The sequence below is a fragment of the Companilactobacillus muriivasis genome, from assembly GCF_036246245.1.
Lineage (GTDB): Bacteria > Bacillota > Bacilli > Lactobacillales > Lactobacillaceae > Companilactobacillus > Companilactobacillus muriivasis.
Window position 1 is genome coordinate 107,384 of the sequence record NZ_BTTQ01000005.1, and the last position, 20,446, is coordinate 127,829.

Below are 20,446 nucleotides of genomic sequence, written 5' to 3' on the forward strand. Positions count from 1 at the left end.
TGTAGAAATCCTCTTATATGTAAATATCATACAGGAATTATTTGTGCGAATGATTTCATAAATCATAAATACTTATTATTTGTTATGAAATATTTTACTTTATTGCAACATTATTCTCATTTAAAGAGAACTTTACTTTTATTTTTTGACAACAAAAAACGAATAGCATCAATTACTAAAATTGATAACTATTCGTCATATTATGCCTTAGGTTCAGCAACTTGATAATATTTCTCTGGTACACGTTGTAATAATTGTGACAATTCTCCAATCGAAGTAATCGTCAACTTGTGCATGGCACGTGAAGCAATTGTGTAAACTAATTGTTGTTCATCCTCGCTAAATTTATCCTTTGAAGCATCCCACATAATGACTGCATCGAATTCCAAACCTTTAGCCAAGAATGATGGTAAGACAATTGTTCCAGTTGCCAAACGTTGGTTTTCTGAGCGGATCAAAGTTGATTTAACACCTTGAGCGCCTAATAATTCGTGCAACTTAGCTGCATCTTCCAAAGTTTTGGCAATGATAGCTGTGGTAAATTTACGTTTATCGTTCTCTTTAAGTTGTCCCAAAACTTGTTGAACAGATTCATCAACGTTTTGTGACATCAATAGATTTGGCAAATCACCATCACGATTGAATGGTTCGATTCGTTGACCGTTAGTCAAAATAGCTTTGGTAAAGTCAGTAATTTGCTTAGTTGAACGATATGAATGAACTAGTTGGACAACATTTGTCTCGTCCGCATTGAAAAGGCTCTGTGCTTCAGCAAGCAATGTTTGACTGTTCTTCTTCGTGAAAATTGATTGATTCAAGTCACCCAACATTGTGTAACGAGCTCTTGGGAACTTGTACTTCATGTAAGCCAATTGGAATGGTGTGTAATCTTGAATTTCGTCAATAAAGACAAACTTCATATCAAGTTCACCGTGCTTACCTGTGACCAAATCATACAAGTAAAGATATGGGCTTAAATTGTTCATTGAAATTTGTTTATTCTGGAATCCTTGAATAAATTTATCAACGAATTGATTCCACTGCTCATTAGTAATGCCGTGTTCGCTTAAATCAACAATCTTTGGCACAGCTTTTAAGAAGTTCAAGTAGTTGGCCGCAACATTCAAGAAACGTAAGTGCTTGATGTTCTTATAAACACCTTGCATCATAGTTGTAACGATTTTACGAGCCAAGAATTTCTTCTCTTCGTCACCATTTTTGAATTCTTGATCAGCTGTAGTATACAAAGCTTGCAATTGTTCTTTACTCAAGTTTTCAATCTGTTCGGAAACCCAATTGGAACGCATTTCGGCACCAATCTTACGGTGTAATAGCTTAATCAAACGGTCAACCGTCGCATCGAGACGATTACCCAAATTATATTGAGGTCCATAGCTGTAATAAAATTCTTGAATCTTTTCCTTAGGAATAAAGACTTTGCCTTGGAATTTAATATCCTTGAAGGCAATTCCGCTTTGTCCAAGCAATTTGCTGTAATTTGTCAAAATCTTGAAAAATTCAATATCAGAAACAAATTTACCGATATTCTTACTATCAGTATCAACAACTGTCTCAAATTGATCTGATAAACTTTCGACATTTAAATTTGGCAAACGACGGGCTAAGAATTGTTTGTACGTCATTTGGACCATGTTTTGTTCACCCATTTCAGGCAAAACATTCTTGATATAGTCGTTAAATAACGAGTTTGGTGAGAACATAACAACTTGACTAGATGTCAAAGTTCCACGATATCTATATAGTAGAAACGCGATTCTTTGCAAAATAGCTGATGTCTTACCCGAACCGGCAGCACCCTGAACAAATAGGAGTTTCGATTTGGTATCACGAATAATCTTATTTTGTTCACTCTGGATTGTCTTAACGATGCCCTTCATGTGTGTCGAAGATTTACCATCCAAGACTTCCAAAAGCATCTGATCACCGATTGTCTCTTGAGTATCAAAATATGCTTTGATTTTTCCATCTTCAACTAGGAATTGACGCTTCAAGAATAAATTGACATCCTGTTCGCCATCAGGTGTTTGATATGTGACATCCCCTAATTTCCCATCATAATAGATAGAAGAAATTGGAGCACGCCAATCATAGACTAAGAAATGATCAGCTTTATCAGTGAATGAACTCAAACCGATATACACTGTTTCTTTCTTAGGTTCACCTTTTTCTTGGAAATCCAAACGAGCAAAGAACGGTGTCTTTTCAAGTTTCTTGAGAATTCCCAAACGTTGACGGGACTGTTGCCAACTATTATTTCTTTCATCGAGCATCTGTTGTTGTTGGTGAATGGACAATGCCGCATCCATCGAAATAGAATCGCCATCCATACCAATATGAATATCATCAAAAGCATTATTGATAACTTTTAAATCTTCTTCGGCAACTTCCATGTGTTCCTGGAGACGACTTTCAGACTTCTTAATTTGAGCAACCACATCGTTTAAATGGGCTTGCTCTTTTTGTTTTTCGTCTACTTCATTAACTTTAGGTTTGCTTGTCATCATAATAACCTCTTAATTTTAAGTTATATAATGTTACCACTAAATTTTAACGATTACAAAGACGACCCCCTTATAACAATATCAATTAATAGATATGAGTTGTTTTATCCTTTGATACTCGCATATTAGCAATATTGCCTAGTATATATATCATGCTAAAAAGCAAACTTTTTAGTTCATATTTGAACTCAAATTCTATATAATTTAATAACATATTATGAATAAAATGTTCATTAATATTAGTGTACATTATGTATACTATTTCATTTATTTCTTTTGTGAGGGGGAAAAAGAATGAAACACCTAAACCAATTTAAATTACCAGTCGTCTTTGCTTTGCTTATTTCTTCTTTAGCAATGCTTTTTAGTTTTACACGAGTTTCAGCTGCAACCGATGCTGATTTGAGTAGCGCTGATCAAGACACTGTGAGTAAAGCTCCTACTGGTCTATTAATGAGTAATTATTTTACTATTAAAGATCCAACTAATAATTCTTCTGATAGTTCCTTCAGATTTAAGTCTAATTCAGCATTTATTTCCAATAATAATAAAGTTTTAGTATTAGCTCATGGTACTGCTACTAATAGTGCAGATAATACTAATAACGGCATACTTGGATCATATGCAGTCAAAAATAAGACTGGTTCATACGGTTCTGCTTGGTCCAATATGGATACAGCTTATTTCAAAGCGGGAAAGCCACAAACACTTTCTTTCTGGATGAGCTTTGGTCCCGGTAATAGCTCGGAAACAGTTAATGGGCAAGGTATGGCTTTGGTTCTACAAAACAATAAGGATGGTTCAACTGAAATGGGGGCCGGTCAAGAAGGCCTCGGCGTTTATGGTTACGATAAATCTACCAACAAAGGTTATACTGGTTCTCTGGCTTCTCCCGAAGCTGTGGCCAAAACGGCCATCCAACACAGTATTGCATTAGAATTCGATACGCAAAAACAAGAAGCTAATTCGGCCGTCTACCCACCAATTATGTACTCTATGGACACCTTATATTCTTACTATTCTACAAGCTCTTTTGACACAAAAAGAGCCACTGTCACTGCTCCATCCGGTTTCCCTGATGATACAGCATTAGGGGCTGAAGGAATATACGGCCATATTGCGGTAACTTATCCAAGTTTTCCTTCAACTTATTACCCACTCGAATTTGACAACACTTCTTTTTATAGTCCTTTTCCAGAAGGATATACAATGTTTCATATACATCGTCAACAAGGAGCTGACCTTGCTAATGGTACCGATGCTAACAAAAATTCTGTCGCTTGGCACCACATTACTTTTAGATGGATGCCATCAGCGGATTTAAAAACAGCCACAATTTCCTACTCATATAATGACAAGTTCCCTGATGGGTCAATAAATAATAACAGCAAGCGTATAGATGACAATATCACAGTTGATATGACACAATTAGGTGATATCACTTCAGACAGTAAAATTTATTGGGGATTCACAGGAGCCAATAATAATGTCAATACAAATGTTGCTAGCAAGTTAGTTTCCGTCGAATCAATTCCAGATTTGGTTAATGCCTCAATCGACACAACTGTAACTGACACAACGAAGAATAAAGTTATGTTCGACGACCCTGATGGCGGAACTGGCGACACGACCGACCGTAAAGTTGCCAGTGGTGATAAAATACAACTTGATTATAAATTGACTTACGAAGATGGTCGTGAAGATTGGAAAGATATTGCTTCAAAAATTATTCTGCCTAAAAATATTACTTACGATACTGCCGATGGAACTATCGGTACTATCAAATATGAAAATGGTAAACCAGAATCTATTCCAGCCGGAGCAATATCAACTGATTCCGATGGACTTCAAACAATCAATTATACTTTCTTACAAAACCTAGGTAATATTTCAGCAACTTCAAAAATAGCTGACATCATTATCAATGGTGTTGCTGTCAATGAAACTAAGGCTGACATTACCGTCGGTGAGCAACCTGCCACTTTTACTGGTTCAAATGATATTGAAACAACAAGTACTCCTCAATTCACGGTTCTTTACAAAAAAGATTGGACTTTAAACCTAACTAATCCAATGACTAACCCAGTTACGCTCATTTATCAGCAAGATAACGCAACGTTAAATTTAAACACAAATCTTAATTACACTGGGAAAGCTAGTCCTGAATTTGCGACTAACGATCCAATTCAATATCAAATCAGCGTTGGTGGTCACAATCTAACTTATAATACGACCGTTTCAGCCAATTCCGATACTTTAAGTGACGTGATTCCTTTAAGAACAGTTATTGAAAAGGCTGGCTTAGATTTCTGGAGTCTATTCCCGAATAACGAAACTCAAAAAGTTACTATCAGTGCTATTGATACAGACGGAATAACATCCAACACTGCCACCTATAATATTCAGGTCGAGCCTAATCACCTTTTGCAAGTGAAACCAGATGATGACTTGCAATTTAAATCCTTCAATTACCTATCTTTGAAAGAATACATTCAGCGTGCTAATAACTACGACGTTTCAGTTACCAGCTATCAAAATCCTTGGATGTTGCAAGTATCAGCCAGTGAATTAACTAATGGCGATTCTAAATTCAACGGTGTAATTGTTAATAAGAACGCCTCAGGTTCAACTGTTTTGACAAATAACCCCGTAATAATTGCTAGCGATACCAATTCATATAATACAGAAACAACTACTTTACTTTCTAAGCTGAATAAATGGACCACTAATTCCGGATTACTTTTGAAGAATTATGGTCTATCTAGTTCCAAAAAATATAGTGGAACGTTAACTTGGACAATTATGGATTACAACGATAGTTTATAGAAGTTAAAAAATGGTCCCATCATTGATCAATTAAGATTAATAATGGAACCATTTTTGTTTTAACATACTTAATTTAATTAATTAATAGCAATTAACTAGTCGGAAGAACTGAGAATATTCACCCGCTGTGGGTGTGGCGTTACGGCTTTAGCCGTTACACCACCGGGCGTGTTTGGAGACTTGCTGAACCTTGCAAGGCCTCAAACCGAGGTTCGAGACCGTATTGTGGCTCGGACCGGTCCGCATAGCAGGTGAATATTCTCAATTCTGTAGATGAACACAAATTTAGTCTGCATTTTTTGTTTTATAACTCAAGTAATAAAATCCGGCAACAAATACCAAGCCACCGACAATATTACCAAGGAACACTGGCACAAAGTTTTGAATGAATAACCACCATGTGCTGCCACCTTCAAAAATAGCCGCTGGAATGATAAAACAGTTGGCGATACTATGTTGGAATCCAACTGCAACGAAGATCATAATTGGAAACCAAATACCCAGAATCTTTCCTGCAGCATCTTTAGCACCAAATGACAACCAAACGGCCAAACCAACTAGCCAGTTACAACCGATTCCGGAAACGAAAGCTGACCAAAAACTAGCCCCCGTCTTACCTGCCGCAATACCGATTACTGCCTGTCTGAAAGGTTCCGCATGTGTTAATCCTGTTACATGTCCGAAGAAATAAGCCACAAAAACAGCACCGATAAAATTGAATAATGTAATTATTGCCAAGTTCTTAAAATAGTCGAACCAATTGTTCTTCTTTGAAAAAAGTGATGTTCCAACGGCCATCATATTTCCGGTTGCCAATTCACCACCAGCCAACAGAATAACAATCAAACCGATTGGGAAAACTGCTCCTCCGACTAAAGCTTTCACACTAGCTAAATTACTCGGAATTGAAGCCGTCACGCGGACATAAGCCAAGAATCCAATAGAAATCATCGCCCCACCGATGAATCCTAAAATCATTTTGGCCACAAGTGTCTTTTTAAGTTTATTGACTCCGGCACCAATACTCTTTTGCAGAATCTCTTCTGGAGTAAACATATTTTAATCTCCCTATACACCATTTAGTGTATTAAAAATATCATCAATTGCCGAACATATCAATAAAATATGGAAAAATCATTCGGATAACACGTATACATAAAAATAACGCCGATTAATTATAATCGACGTTATTTTTATGTATACGTGTTATTTTTTATCGTGTTTATCACGATTTAACTTCGAGTTAGCAACCCTACTGTTCATATAGCGTAAAAGCTGCTCGTCATTCATATGCTTAAAGCGATCCAACATAAATGAATGGTTAGAGCCGTACTCTTGGTTTATCATTTCATTATAGGTTTTTTGAGTATATTTATTATCTTTATCCAATTTATAATTGTCAATTTGCATACAGTAGTGATATATAAAATCGCTAGCACTGTAAGGCAATTCAGGTGTCAGAATACCTTCCGGAATAATCAGTCTAAAGACTAAATCATCTGGAAATTTGGCCACTGTTACATTGAAAGGCACCCACTTCTCTAATTTGATATCCCATTTTTGAGATTCAGATTCTTTTATTTCAAGTCCTTCTTGTCTAGCTACTTTCTCAGTATAATCACTCAATTGTGGAAGCATAAGTGAAATTAAAAAATCTGAATTTCTATCCTGTCCATACCCATCAACAACAACCGGTGCAAAGATATTTCCTTCCATAATTTTTGCAGCATTTTCTCTAATTGCTATCAAATCAAAAACTTCAAGAAATGCCTTATCTTTAACGCCCCGACCGCCATTAGAACTACCAGCATACCCTATACTTGGATAAAAATGTTTTTCTGAAAAATTAGAAAAGTTTCTTATAACCCTCTTTTTTTCGCCTTTTACGTATAAAGAAATATTATATCCAATATAACTGTCAATTATTGGACTAAAACCAATCCAGTCGAAATCATCACACTGCTTTAAAAGGTTAAAATCTACAAACTTCTTATCATCCTTGATATCATTGTTCTTATGGTAGTTTAATCTGACCATATAAATGCCTCCTGATTTATTTTTAAAACGGCATTCAATACAGTCATCAAATAACACAAAAATGAAAAAAATTAAAAAAGCTTAATTTTCTTTATCTGTGGTTGAAATAATAGTAGAATAATATTGTATGTTGATATCATTACTATGGTATTGAACACTGAGCAAAGTTGCCGCTTTGCTCTTTTTTCGTCTTATTAGCACTATTATACCACTAGTGCTAATTCAAATGTACTCTATTACTCAATATAATCCATTTAGAGCAATTATTTTAAAAGTCCTTTGTAAATACCACTTGATAAGTATCGTTGTATAACGGTGCTTAAAATGCCAATATGGGCATTACAATGTAATACAATGAATTACATTGCAATTCATTGGTATATTATTATATCGACTGGTTTTAGAATCAAACACTTGCTGATCATCAAAAAAAGAACCAATCAATCCCTCCTATGAATGACTGATCGGTTCTTTTTTCATGCTATCATTCGCTTTTATCCTTATCAATCCACCAGAGCATCCCCTTGAGCTGATTCCATGAATTGCTCCATGAAAGTGTAGCTAAAATCAAAAATGCCGGTAAGTACTGGATCAAGTAACGGCTACGGCCACCTTCAAACAATAGTAAGAACATGAATCCACCAATAACCGTCAATCTTAATAATTGCACGAACTTGCGACCATCATTCCAATTAAAGAAAATAGCCGTCAAAAGGAAGACCCACCAAACTTGTGCAACATAACGAAAGTCTCCTAAATTTGTTCCGTACAAGTAAACGAAGTTTCGGATTTTACCACCAAAGCCTTTATGCGATGGATTGGTATTTCCGATAATGAAATGGCCTTCCTTAATCCAAGCAAATGTTCCGTCTGCCGTGTTATTAGAATGCTTTCTGAACAAAAACTTGATATATCCGAAGAATCCCATTTTCTTCAAACGCTTCTTTAACATCTTTTTAGAATAGTCAACTTGCGCTTGTTTATTGGGCATTCTCGCCATCATCAAAGCATCGTGAGCGTTATAACCACCTTCACCTGAAACACCCATACTCATAAAGTGAATGGGAACAATGGCTCGTGACGTATTAATTTCCATATACTTCTGATGGTCAATCGCGTAATTACTAATAGAATATGTTGGCACCATTGCAATCACAACGATTAATGCAAAGATAAATTCATTAAGAACTTTAGTCTTAGAAAATTTACCTTTGAAAACGTATAAGAATTCAATTAACGATATCGCAATTACAGCCACGATAGCTGAAGGTTTGACGAGGTATGAGAAAATAACTGTCATCCCAAATAAGACAGCCAGTGGAATTTTCCAACCCCAAGGGAACTTTCCATAACGCATCAAAATATACAAAAAGATGTACAAAGAAACTAATGGCAAAACCCACGCATCGGTATATGGCACGATAATCATTGGAAAGACCATCAACCACAGTGCATGGATATACATTGCCAATGGCACCTTCTTACGGTCAATTACGGCTACCCCTAAAATATTGAATAACGCCGATGTATCAACCAATAACGTCGTTATAACGTCGAACAATAACCATGACCTGCTGTGAAAGAAAACTGCAATCTGATGCATCACTAACATGGTCGCAATATTGTTGGGATATAATGAGAAATAAGCTTTTGTCTCTGGATCAGTCGTATTGTATAACGCCTGATGCAAGGCACCAGGATCAAATCCAATTGCCGGATGAACATTCCAAACAAAAATAATTTGAAAAATAATAGCTATTCCCACCATGACACTGGCAGTAATCCACTTTCGATCAATAAACAGAAATTTCAAAAAGTCCGACCAAGATTCATATGTAAAAAACGTAATTATCAAAGCCAAACTGATAATAATGAAAAACGTCGTGTAAAGCGTTGTTCCTGCTCCGGTTACGTTGTTATCACCTAAAATCAAGTTTGGCGACGTGATGGCAAAATAAAATGTCAGTAAAAGGAAGAAGTAGAAAAGATACTTAACTAACTTGCTTCCGAATTTAAAAAACTTTTCTTTCATTTTCTCCACCTATTACTTCAAAGTTATGCAATAAAATCTGGTTGGTGACTCACCGATTTCCAAGCGTGTCAAAACAGCATTGTTCTTACGCAATAATTCGGTGATAACTTGGAAGAAATATGTTGTTAAGTTTTCTAACGTTGGATTTACGTGATCAAAAGGTGGCACTTCATTCAAAAATCGACCGGAGACTCGTGAAGAAACTTCCTTCAATTCATTTTCAATCTGGTTGAACGGAACCATCTGATTATTATTAATGTGAATTTCGCAAATAACGGCCCATGTATGCATATGTTCCTTGCCAATGCCACCTTCCCAACGGACAGCGTGACTGGCGTTTATATATGATGTTAATTTGTAAGTACTATAAGTTTCATAACCATCTATATTCAATATCGATTCCTCTCTAAATTACGGACATCCCGTTTAACAATTTTAAAAGCACTTTTAGACTCATCCTTAAAACTTAATGAGTTCCAATTATGATTGTCTTCTGAAACATTCAACGTACCAATCAATCTGAACCATGAACAAATAAAGTTATACATTGGCAAAGTCAGTGTTACCCATAACAACTTCCTGTAAAAACGTTCCTCATTTTGGAAATTGCTTAACAGTAACCTGACGCAGAAGTAATTTAACGTTGAAACTAACACGTATAAGGAGTAAATAACTACGTACGATAAGCTCAAAATAACTGGTGAATAACGCAAAAATAGTAAAACAAAACTGGCAAATAGCCAAATCATCTTGGGAAAAATAAACGTATGGTCAATAATCATCCGCCGTACCAAGAAATTAGTGAAGAAATTCTTGAGGCTGGCATTATTTCTCATATATGACTTAGCAACTTCCAATTCTCCACGTTGCCAGCGTTGACGTTGCCGGTACAATTCATCCCAACCACTAATAGGATCGATGTAAAAAATTGCATCCGTACAAATCAAAACTTTCTTCTTCAAACGATCACGAATTTGGAAAGTCATTTCCGTATCTTCACCTAAAGTTTTGGTGTCGTACATAAATGTTTTCATAATAGTTGACTTACGAAAGGCTGAAAAGGCCCCTGACATCGTAAATAACTGATCACTGTATGATTCAATTACTCGCCCAGAAAGAAAGGCCTGAGCGTATTCAAAGTACTCATTTTTACGTAATAGTCGTAGTGGGAAACTCTTTGTCCGCTTGACCATATCTTTTCTTGGCAAAATTGTTCCGGTTAAAGCTGAAATGTCCAAATGATTTTCAAACTTCAAAACAATATTCATCAAAGCATTCTTTTCCAAAGTTCCATCACTATCAATGTTGATAATATACGTTCCAATGGATTGATAAATTGAAGCATTTAGAGCATTGGCTTTACCTTTTTTCGTCTTAAGCAGCTGCATGTTCAAGCCAAAATCCGTTTGAGCTCGAGCAAATTCACCAAAACTATTATCGGTACTTTGGTTATCAGCCAAAATAACTTGAATTAATTTACTAGGATACGTTGAATCTTTAATTGATTTCACACAATTATAAAGTGTGTCTTCAGAATTATAAACTGGCACGATGACCGTAATAAATGGTAATTTCATAGGCATTGGTTCTTTGGCCCGATTCCTATTTCTAACCAGCAAAAGAATTGCCGAGATGAATGCAGGAACAATCTCAACAACGATTGGAATTAAGACCCAGGTTAACCAAAACCCCATTTGCCTAACTGTTAGATACCAAAAATATCTCATGCTCGCTTTATTCTTTCCTTAAATATTTTATATACACCTTGAGATAGTCGAGAATAAGTGAAGACGTTGTAATAAAGTGTAATTACTAATAGATAAAATACAATTCTTCCAATAATGGTGTGTGCTAAATAAAAGAGTCCCGCTCCACCAAAATGAACCATAATAATGACTAGCATCAATCTCAATACGTTTGATAGGTAAATCCAAAGCATCCCCAGCAACAAGTAAAAAACTTTCTCCTTCCGTGAATATGTTGGATAAAAAGCTAACAAACTGATGTAGGCCATAGTCTCGATGATTCCTGAACACTCGTAATCGATTTGCATCGTCACTGGTGAAAGGTTATTGACGATGTAAACTAAACCGTATTTAGGATATGTCTGACTCATTTTTGTCAGATCTCCTAACCATGAAACACCGTTGATTACTGCATGCGTAAAGAACCATATCCAGTAAGGTGTACTCATAGCCATCAAAATGAAAAAGAATCCGACACTACCGATGATAAAAGAAAATGCCGTCAGTTTTGCTCTTTTTAGAACTGACAGCATATATATCCAAATGATAATGCCGAATAGTAAAATACTATTCATGAAGCGACTTCCTTAATTCGTTTATCTTAGGCATCTTAATAACTGCTAATAATGCAATTGCAAAACCACTGACCGCCAATACTACGGGACCTGTACTTCCACCTTTTACGTGGAGAGTTTGAGTACCCAAGTTGGCGTTCTTCATGGTTATTTCTTGCGAAGTAGTTCCTGTAATTCCAAGTTCTGATAGAGGCAACTTGAACTCAAGCTTCTCGGTATACCCTTGACCAACATTAATGGGAACTCTAGCAGCGTATGCTTCAGCTTTTTTAGATAGCATATTAACATTGCCTACGCCATCCTCTTCATAAATCCATAAATGTACTTTTTTTGGTGTATTCCCATCTAAAATGTAAGGATCATCTTTAATAGTTATATCAAATTTTTTATCCCCAACCGTTAACTTATAACCTGAAGGTTGAATATCTAAATAACCGTTACCTTGTACAGGTGACATATCTAAATAAAAGTAAATATTATCTTGATCAGCTAATAAAGATTCATGTTTAATATTGTAATTATCCCAGGGTTCTTTAACATCGGTAATTGGTTTATCTTTCCAGTCATCAAAATTACCATCAATCTTAATATTGGGGCTACCCATTGAGTTACTATCAACGGCAGCTTGCACGTTTGTAGTGACGCTAAAAGATGCTAATCCTAAAAGAACTAACATCGCTAATATTATTTTTTTCATGCAATCCCCTCTCTTCGAGGATTATTATATCATCATAATATTAATATTTAATGCATATTCATTGGTTATCAAAATAAATAGGACATAATATTGATAATATCCAAAAATAACAATAAATTATAATTATTTTTTATTTATTTGTCATCTTTTTCAGCTTAGGAACGGTAAAAAAACTGAGCAAAGCAATCCCAAAACCGATGCTGGCTAACACAATTGGTCCAGTGCTGGCACCTTTAGCTTCGACGACTTTATTTCCTAAAATTGGATTCTTCATTGAAATATCATGTAAATCTATCGATGTCGCATGTAGGTCAGCGGCCGGAATCTTGCACTCCATTGAAGCGTACAAATTGCCGTCTTTGGCAAATGTATGAACGATTGCTGGAGAATGAATCATATTGTAATCACCCTTAGTCGTATCCTGCAACATTACTTTCCGGTTAGCATTCTCTGGTAAATTACTGGCATTCTTGATATAGATAACGTGAGTTTTTCCACCAACAGTTAACTCGTAATCATTGACCTGCATTGGATAATTAGCTTTCCCAGTCTTAGACATCGTCACATAGTAATAAATGTAGTCGCCATCGGTTAAAAGTGAAGCTTCCTTAACTGGATCGGTATCCCAAGGATTTTTGAAATCAACTTTCGGCTTATCTTTCCAGTCGTTGAAGTTACCATCGATTGTGATACCAAATTTATTTGTGTCAGCGGCTTTAACAACTGTAGTCATCCCCGTACTAACAATTCCTAAAGCAATGAACAAGGCAAAAATTATCTTACGCATCATATCCCCCTTTTAGTTTACTAAAATTCATCTATACCAATTATAACTGGTAACAAGGTGTTTATTAAGATATTTATGGTAAGAAATAACAAATCTTTGTATTAAAAAACAAATGGTTTGGAAATAATCAAATCATTCAATTTGATTTCAGAATAAATAGTCCTAGTATTCTGAAGTGTTGGATTACTGGGACTGGGTGTTGTTTTTTTTCGTGTAGCAGTGATTTAAAACGGAGTTCAGATACAACAACTTTAATGCTTAAATAAATAGCCCTAGTAATCTTAAAGTGCTGGATTACTGGGGCTATTGGTTATCTTTTTTCATATAGGCAGTGGCTCTAAAACGAGTTCCGCAGGCCAATTTCTTCCGCTTTGCCTAACTTCCCAAATCATCCGCAAGGTACGCGGATAATTCGTGAAGTCATGCAAATGATCGGAAATTCCCAAGCCTGCTCCACTCTCTCATTTTAAAACGAGTTCCGACAGGGCAACTCCTTCCGCTTTGCCTAACTTCCCAAATCATCCGCAAAGTACGCGGATAATTCGTGAAGCTACGCAAATGCTCGGGAGCTGACCGCCCTGTCTCCACTCTCTGCCTTTAATCAATCATCATCAATCGATCTTCGTCTAAAATCTTGAATTTATTATTCGTGATTTTTTCAATCATTCCTTGTTTTGCCAAGGCTGTTAATTTCCGACTGATTGTTTCAGGGGTCGTGCCTAAATATGTTGCGATATCTTTCTTTTTAAGTGGAAGAGTGAATACTGCATCGTCTAAGCCTGCGCTTGTTTCCAAAAGATAATTAGCTAGTCTGCTTTCAACGCTGGCTGTCGTGACTTCGGTTGTCTGTTGCTCCAACTGTCCTACTCGACGTCCTAACGCATTGACCATATTGACTGCTAATTCTGGTGTTTGTTGCATCAGCTTTTGAAAATCGCTACGTTTAATCTGACATACGGCGGTGTCCATTAAAGCTTGGGCAAAACTGTTGTGATCGGTATTTGTAAACAAGGCTGCTTCGCCATCGAAGTCTCCTGTCTGTAAAATCCGGAGCATCTGCTCTTTGCCATTGGCAGACATTTGGAAAACCTTTGCCTGACCGTGGGCCACAATGATTAGTGAATCAGCTTCATCGCCTGCGGAAAATAGATATTCGCCGCTCTTGTAGTGATGGTGAGTCACCAACGTTGCAATGGTTTCTTTATCAGACTTTGATAAATTTTGAAAGATTGAAACTAATTCAACACAATCTTCTGCGGTGTGGTCATGCGCCAATTTTGCCATTAATTATCGCTCCTTAATCGAAATCTTCGTCATCTTCCTCTTCAAAGCCTTCACGGGCACTCTTGCCTAGTAAAGCTTGGTAGATTCTGATTTGGTGATTATTGAATCCTAGTAATTGGACTAAAACTTGTGCCATAAATGGACGATCCTCATTTTCAGCTAACTTGATGGCACGTGTAACAAACATATTGTCAGTACTGAAATCATTTACAACTGTTTGAATCATTTCTTCAGCGCTCAAGTATTTGTTCTTGCCATCTTCGTCAATCATTGCGTAGTCGGAATATTCTTTCATAGTTGAAGGAGGAAGTTCACCCTCATCTAATAATTCATCGGCTATCTTATCATACCAAGCGTTATTCTCGTCAATTGTTTGATTCAAAACTGCTTTGTAATTCTCGGCGTTAGCGCCTTTAATAAACCATTTTAATTGGTGCAATTTAATATTTAATAGGAAATGATTGGAAACGATATGTCCAGTCATTGCTCCGGCAGTGGGTTTGTGGTGATCTGTGTCAGCTTGTTTTTGTTCAGCTTCAAATTTTTCATCAATTGTTAATTCAGTCATTATGCAAGCTCCTTAACTTTAACTTTTAATACTTCATATCCTAAATCTGTGATTACTTGAGCCAAATTATCAGCTGAAGTCTTGCTTTCATCGAAATCTGCTCTAACTTTACCGGCATTGAAAAGAACCTTGACGTTTGAAACGCCATCTTGATTTTCAACGGACTTTTGAATTTTTGTCATACATGATGGGCATGTTAATTCACCTAATTGTAAAATTGCTTTTGCCATAATTGATTCCTCCATATTTCTTAATTCTTCGCGGTGAAATTTCAACTACCCACGAGCTGTAAATGTTCCAAATTTGAATCACTTACAGTTCGCAAGTAATCCGAAAATCACTTGCTCAACTAACTTACAAATACTATCTTAACTAGTTTGCTGTTTTGAGAACTTGATTTGAATCAAGTTTTGCAGGTTTATTTTTAATTAATCTCATTGCATTAAAGATTACGACTAAAATACTGATTTCGTGGACAAACATTCCGCTACCCATATGGATAACCCCAACGATCAAGCCTAATAGTAGTAATGCGACGGTACCAACAGCGATAAAAATATTTTCTTTCGTATTAGCAACGGTCTTCTTAGCCAAAACATAAGCATGTGCTAAAGCGTCGAAACTTGATTTAACCAGGATAATATCAGCTGTTTCAATTGCAACGTCAGTTCCGGTTCCCATTCCAATTCCGATATCAGCTGTAGCGAGTGATGGACTATCATTGATACCATCACCAACGAAAGCTACGGTACTGCCTTGTTCTTGGAACTTCTTAACAAAGGTTACTTTATCTTCAGGAAGTAATTCAGCGTGAACTTCATCAATTGGCAATCTGTCAGCGACACGTTGTGCAGCCACTTTGTTATCACCAGTCAACATCACGATACGTTTCAAACCAGCATCTTTCAAAGCTTGGAGTCCTTCACGGGCATCTGGTCTGAGTTGATCATTAACACCGACAACTAATTTTAATTCTTGACCGACAGCCATCAAAACGACTGAGTCACCGTCATTCATACGACTATTGATAGCTTCTTTTTGTTCAGCGGAAATTTTAACATCGTTAGCTTTCATCAAACGTTCATTACCAACTAAAATCTTGAAATCATCTTTTTGACCAACTAATCCTTGGCCTTTAACAGTATCTAATTCAGGTAATTCTGGTGTTTCAGTAATTGATTGTTCAGTTGCGTATTTAACAATTGCTTGGCCTAGTGGGTGATCTGAAGTTTTTTCCACAGCAGCTAGTAAAGCAAGGTTCTCTGTCTTGTCACCAAAGTTATCCACATCCGTAACGCTCATCTTACCAGTGGTTAAAGTACCAGTTTTATCAAGTACCAAAGTATCCACATGTGAAAAACTATTAACGGCATTTCCACCTTTCATCAAAATACCATTTTTGGCACCATTACCAATTCCGGCAACGTTTGAAACGGGAGCACCGATAACCAAAGCACCAGGGCATCCTAGAACTAGCACGGTGATAGCCAATGGAAAGTCACGGGTGATTGCCCAAACAAGAATTCCAATAATTAAAACGGCAGGTGTGTAATATGTTGCAAATTTATCAATAAAACGTGCAGCTGGTGATTGACTATCTTGAGCTTCTTCAACAAGTTCGATAATCTTACCAAAAGTTGTATCTTCACCAACGGAAGTTGTTTCGACTGTAATTGTTCCGTTATCTGTTAAAGATCCAGCAAAAACTTTATCACCGATACCTTTTTTAACAGGAGTTGATTCACCAGTAATTGAAGATTCATTCATATATCCAGTTCCGTCAATAATCTTGCCATCGACAGGAATTTGACCACCTGGTTTAACTAAAACGTGGTCCCCTTCATCCAAGTCGTCAACGTCGACAGTTTCAGTTTTACCATCTTCGTCAACCAATTCGGCGGTTGTTGGAGCCATCTTTGTCAAGCTCTTAACTGAAGAACGAGTCTTTTCCAAAGTCTTCTGTTCCAAATAGTTACCAAAGAGAAATAGGAAAGTAACAACAGCGGATTCCTCATATTCTCCAATGATAAACGCCCCGATAACAGCGATAGTTACCAAAAGTTCAATACTGATAACTTTATTTTGCAATGCGCTGAAGGCATGTAGAGCTACCGGGATAGCTCCGAGGATACTGGCAACGATCATGAAGACCGTAGCGGCAGTTCCCATTTTCAATACGAAATCTGAAAGTAAACTTAATGCAATCAAGATTGCGATTGAAGCGGTGATTTTATTTTGATGTTTTGTAATCCATACGTTTAATTTTGTCATCTGTTCTTACCTCTCTCTTACTTACAAGACATATTCTACTGGGTAAGCTGATTTAAAAACTTGATTCTAATCAAGTTTGAAAAGAAACTGAAATTTGTTTATATATATGCCGCCTCCGGTTGTCAGTAATATAGTCCGCTGTGGGGACCGATCCGAGCCAAAGTGCGGTCTCGAACCTCGACTTGAAGCCTTGCCATAGTTCGGCAAGTCTCCAAGCTCGTCCCGTGGTGTAATGGCTAAAGCCATAACGCCACCTCCACTGCTGGACCATATTACTGACAACCTCCGGCTAGGGTATTTGCTTTTTTGATAGCATAATTAAACACAAAAATCCCTTCATTATTAATAAGAAGAATTTTGATATTTCTTCCTATTAGTAATGAAGGGATTATTTAATTTATATTCATACCAGCGATACTAGTTGATAACCTATTACAAATATTTCATAATCTAAAATTGCTTGAATATAAATATAAAGTGAATTTTTTTGAACTTTATTTTAAAAAGCTGTACCTAAATCATAGTGAGTGTTTTAGCCTTAAAGTACATATTTTTAAAAATAGACTTTATCCAATATTGTATTATATTTTTAGCCATAATAAAGTCCAAAATACAATGAATCTGACCACATAATTAATTGCCATTTGTCCTAAATAAAGTACATCTTGGGTCTTGTTACATAATCTCAATTATATTAAAAACAATTTAAAAGTTTTAGAGGAAAATACTTGTACTCAGTTTAGTGCAGGTGTGTCGGAAATTTTTCTAGACGGTACAATTGTTCATAATCCAGGGTATCGTGATCAGCTTTGAACGTGTAACCCATGTGTTGATAAAAGCCTAACGCGGTAATGGAAGCTGGAATCTCTACCCGGGTAGCTTGCTTAAAGTAGTCGTCGGCTTCAAGGGTTTCGATGATTTTGCGGCCCAGTCCGCGTCCTTGAAAGGATGGCAACGCAAAGATGTCGAATAGACTGAATTCATTTGCTTTACCCCAATAGGACCCAATGGCACCAGTGCCAACGATTTGTCCATCGCTTTCAAAAACGTAAAAGTGCGTTTGTTGCGCTTTGGCTATGAAAAAGGCGGGTGGCATTTCAGCGATTAAAGCCTCTAGGTAGTCGCTGGAATAGTCCTGACAATTAGATGTTCGTAAAGTGGTCGCAATCATGGTTGCGACCTTTTTAGCGTCGGTCGGTTTAAAGAAGCGTGTTGTGATCAAATGATTCACCTCATTTTAATTAGCGGTAGTGACTGATGACAGTCTCAAGCGCCGTGTTCAATTTAGATTTCATGGCAGTCAAGATCCTCAGGGGTGGGTGCGGTATCGTCAGCGTACATGATTTCGGGCTTGACCCACCAAATGGGACCTGGAGTCGGCGTGTCGCCATTGTGCCGGGGAATGATGTGCCAGTGTGCGTGGGAATCGCCGTTGCCTAGCATTTCAACGTTCATTTTGTCCGCGTGAAACACCTTTGCGCAGGCTTCGGCGACCCAGCTCATTTCTAACATGAACTGGGTCTTGGTGGCTGGCGACATGAGATGGAGCTCGGTAACGTGTTCCTTGGCTAAAAATAACGTATAGCCACGAAAATATTGACTGTCGGCTAACACCACGTAACCAGTTGAGAGTTCTTTAACAAAGTACGGATTCAGATTGGCTTTAATCATTGCGATACGTTGACAAATGAGACAATTATCTTCCATGGAAAGCACCCCTAATCTTGTTTTCATCAGTATACGCTTGTTTGGTCACTTTGTTTAGACAGAATAAGGATGTCCGGTGGTGATAGCTTTCGTAATCAACACTAGATATAATGATATTAGATATTTTTTACCAGCAACTAAACCGTATTGCAATACCGGTATGCTGTGAAATGGATTTGTTCAACTTGTTCTGGTGAATATTTAGATGTAATTAATAACCACATATATGGCAGTACAAATTGTCCATACTGTAATGATAGGCGAGCTTTACCGGGTTTGAACTCCTTTCAAGATAAGCACCCTGACTTGATTGAATATTGGGACTTTGTTGCGAATATTTATTTGGCTCAACCAAATGAAATATTGGATAATTCAACAACCCCAGTTTGATGGTATTGCTCAGACAACCGCGACCATAAATTCCGAATGCCTGTAAAAAGAATCCTTTATTATAAAAAACGTCATATGAAAGTTTGTCCATATTGTAAAGGAAGAAATAGAAAAAGAAGGCACTTTATTTAACATAAACAGATAAATGGCCCAAGAATTTTCGAGTAAAAAAAGCAGCGAGGTATTAGAATTTAGCCTTCGCTGCTTTTTTTAAAGTTCATTTTCTGTAGAAAATCTGTATTTAATAAAATTTACTTATAACGGATATAAAGTTCATTTTTTGCCAAAAAATCCCCCAAAATTTTTTTTACTTATTTTTTTCATCTACACGCTTTTACGTTCAACTAATACTGACTAATTAGTCGGAAGAGCTGGGAAATATTTGTGTGCCGTACTTATACCACCGGACGTGTTTGGAGACTTGACGAACTGTGTCAAAGCTTCAAACCGAGGTCCGAGACCGCTCTTTGGCTCGGACCGGTCCGCACAGCTTGTGAATATTTTCCAGCTCTGGAGACGGCATCTTTAAACCAACCATCATTTTTTACTATTTTCTCGTTGAGTTAAATACCTTTTAACTGGTGGATAAAGTTTGTTGGCTATTACTTCAGCGATGATAAACCCTATTGCTAATGACATCCCCACTGTTAAAGCTTTGACAAATCCATACGCAGCTTGGCTGTCGTTACCCAATGTGAAATTACGCATACTGTCATACAGAATTGCTCCGGGAACTAGTGAAACTAAACATGGTACATAAAAAATATTGACTGGAGCCTTTACTAATATCGCGCATAAATTTCCTAATATTCCGATTACCACGGCACCCATCAGATTGGGCATGATCAGGCCGTGATTGTACCAGCCGACCACAATGTACACGATCCACGCGATGGCTCCGACTAATCCTGCCGGTATCAACGTTCTTCTTGGATTATTCGTAATAATTCCGAATCCGACACTTGATAGAAAACCAAAAATGAATCCATAAATAATTTCTGACAT

Annotated in this window: 18 protein-coding genes; 2 read left to right on the forward strand and 16 right to left on the reverse strand. The window is 36.9% G+C overall.

The annotated features are described in order from the left end of the window. Positions 1 to 200 precede the first annotated feature (200 nt). On the reverse strand, positions 201 to 2,522 hold the full coding sequence (gene helD / locus AAA923_RS07175; RefSeq protein WP_338216041.1) for an RNA polymerase recycling motor HelD: 2,322 nt from the start codon (positions 2,520 to 2,522) through the stop codon (positions 201 to 203). A gap of 294 nt (positions 2,523 to 2,816) precedes the next feature. Here helD and AAA923_RS07180 point away from each other — a divergent pair, with 294 nt between their 5' ends. Beyond that, positions 2,817 to 5,348: a hypothetical protein gene (locus AAA923_RS07180; protein WP_338215874.1), complete on the forward strand. Its 2,532-nt coding sequence runs from the start codon at positions 2,817 to 2,819 to the stop codon at positions 5,346 to 5,348. A 285-nt stretch (positions 5,349 to 5,633) separates the two neighbouring features. Here the strand turns inward: AAA923_RS07180 and AAA923_RS07185 are convergent, their stop codons facing one another. The 14 genes from AAA923_RS07185 to AAA923_RS07250 all read right to left on the reverse strand — a co-directional run bounded on the left by AAA923_RS07185 (position 5,634) and on the right by AAA923_RS07250 (position 19,051). After that, a complete protein-coding gene (locus tag AAA923_RS07185) occupies positions 5,634 to 6,404 on the reverse strand; it encodes a formate/nitrite transporter family protein (RefSeq protein WP_338215875.1) in 771 nt (256 codons plus the stop codon). A gap of 150 nt (positions 6,405 to 6,554) precedes the next feature. Continuing rightward, positions 6,555 to 7,385, reverse strand: coding sequence for a DUF8370 family protein (locus AAA923_RS07190; protein WP_338215877.1), 831 nt, complete (start codon positions 7,383 to 7,385; stop codon positions 6,555 to 6,557). Positions 7,386 to 7,869: 484 nt separating this feature from the next. Further along, entirely contained in the window at positions 7,870 to 9,417 is a 1,548-nt protein-coding gene (locus tag AAA923_RS07195) for a TIGR03766 family XrtG-associated glycosyltransferase (protein WP_338215879.1), read from the reverse strand. Positions 9,418 to 9,429: 12 nt separating this feature from the next. Continuing rightward, complete coding sequence (locus tag AAA923_RS07200; RefSeq protein WP_338215881.1) at positions 9,430 to 9,810, reverse strand: 6-carboxytetrahydropterin synthase; 381 nt, start codon at positions 9,808 to 9,810, stop codon at positions 9,430 to 9,432. Next, positions 9,807 to 11,144: a TIGR03111 family XrtG-associated glycosyltransferase gene (locus tag AAA923_RS07205; RefSeq protein ID WP_435890167.1), complete on the reverse strand. Its 1,338-nt coding sequence runs from the start codon at positions 11,142 to 11,144 to the stop codon at positions 9,807 to 9,809. The genes AAA923_RS07200 and AAA923_RS07205 overlap by 4 nt, the downstream gene beginning before the upstream one ends. Then, complete coding sequence (gene xrtG / locus AAA923_RS07210) at positions 11,141 to 11,737, reverse strand: exosortase family protein XrtG (RefSeq protein ID WP_338215884.1); 597 nt, start codon at positions 11,735 to 11,737, stop codon at positions 11,141 to 11,143. Before xrtG ends, AAA923_RS07205 begins: the two co-directional genes overlap by 4 nt. Further along, the gene (locus tag AAA923_RS07215) at positions 11,730 to 12,434 is read right to left on the reverse strand and encodes a Firmicu-CTERM sorting domain-containing protein (RefSeq protein ID WP_338215886.1); all 705 of its coding nucleotides are present in this window, start codon (positions 12,432 to 12,434) and stop codon (positions 11,730 to 11,732) included. Before AAA923_RS07215 ends, xrtG begins: the two co-directional genes overlap by 8 nt. Positions 12,435 to 12,564: 130 nt before the next feature. After that, complete coding sequence (locus tag AAA923_RS07220; protein WP_338215888.1) at positions 12,565 to 13,224, reverse strand: Firmicu-CTERM sorting domain-containing protein; 660 nt, start codon at positions 13,222 to 13,224, stop codon at positions 12,565 to 12,567. Positions 13,225 to 13,818: 594 nt separating this feature from the next. Continuing rightward, on the reverse strand, positions 13,819 to 14,505 hold the full coding sequence (locus tag AAA923_RS07225; RefSeq protein ID WP_338215890.1) for a Crp/Fnr family transcriptional regulator: 687 nt from the start codon (positions 14,503 to 14,505) through the stop codon (positions 13,819 to 13,821). 13 nt (positions 14,506 to 14,518) lie between these two features. Beyond that, positions 14,519 to 15,073 carry a ferritin-like domain-containing protein gene (locus tag AAA923_RS07230; RefSeq protein WP_338215892.1) on the reverse strand — a complete coding sequence of 185 codons (555 nt, stop codon included), beginning with the start codon at positions 15,071 to 15,073 and terminating at the stop codon, positions 14,519 to 14,521. After that, complete coding sequence (locus AAA923_RS07235; protein WP_338215894.1) at positions 15,073 to 15,303, reverse strand: heavy-metal-associated domain-containing protein; 231 nt, start codon at positions 15,301 to 15,303, stop codon at positions 15,073 to 15,075. Before AAA923_RS07235 ends, AAA923_RS07230 begins: the two co-directional genes overlap by 1 nt. A gap of 142 nt (positions 15,304 to 15,445) precedes the next feature. Then, positions 15,446 to 17,344: a heavy metal translocating P-type ATPase gene (locus AAA923_RS07240; RefSeq protein WP_338215896.1), complete on the reverse strand. Its 1,899-nt coding sequence runs from the start codon at positions 17,342 to 17,344 to the stop codon at positions 15,446 to 15,448. Positions 17,345 to 18,083: 739 nt separating this feature from the next. Next, positions 18,084 to 18,566: a GNAT family N-acetyltransferase gene (locus AAA923_RS07245; protein ID WP_338215898.1), complete on the reverse strand. Its 483-nt coding sequence runs from the start codon at positions 18,564 to 18,566 to the stop codon at positions 18,084 to 18,086. 62 nt (positions 18,567 to 18,628) lie between these two features. After that, positions 18,629 to 19,051 carry an HIT family protein gene (locus AAA923_RS07250; RefSeq protein WP_338215900.1) on the reverse strand — a complete coding sequence of 141 codons (423 nt, stop codon included), beginning with the start codon at positions 19,049 to 19,051 and terminating at the stop codon, positions 18,629 to 18,631. Positions 19,052 to 19,216: 165 nt separating this feature from the next. Here AAA923_RS07250 and AAA923_RS12330 point away from each other — a divergent pair, with 165 nt between their 5' ends. Beyond that, entirely contained in the window at positions 19,217 to 19,441 is a 225-nt protein-coding gene (locus AAA923_RS12330; protein WP_366150649.1) for a zinc-ribbon domain-containing protein, read from the forward strand. 537 nt (positions 19,442 to 19,978) lie between these two features. On the opposite strand, the gene AAA923_RS07255 is transcribed toward AAA923_RS12330, so the two are convergent. Continuing rightward, complete coding sequence (locus AAA923_RS07255) at positions 19,979 to 20,446, reverse strand: threonine/serine exporter family protein (protein ID WP_338215902.1); 468 nt, start codon at positions 20,444 to 20,446, stop codon at positions 19,979 to 19,981.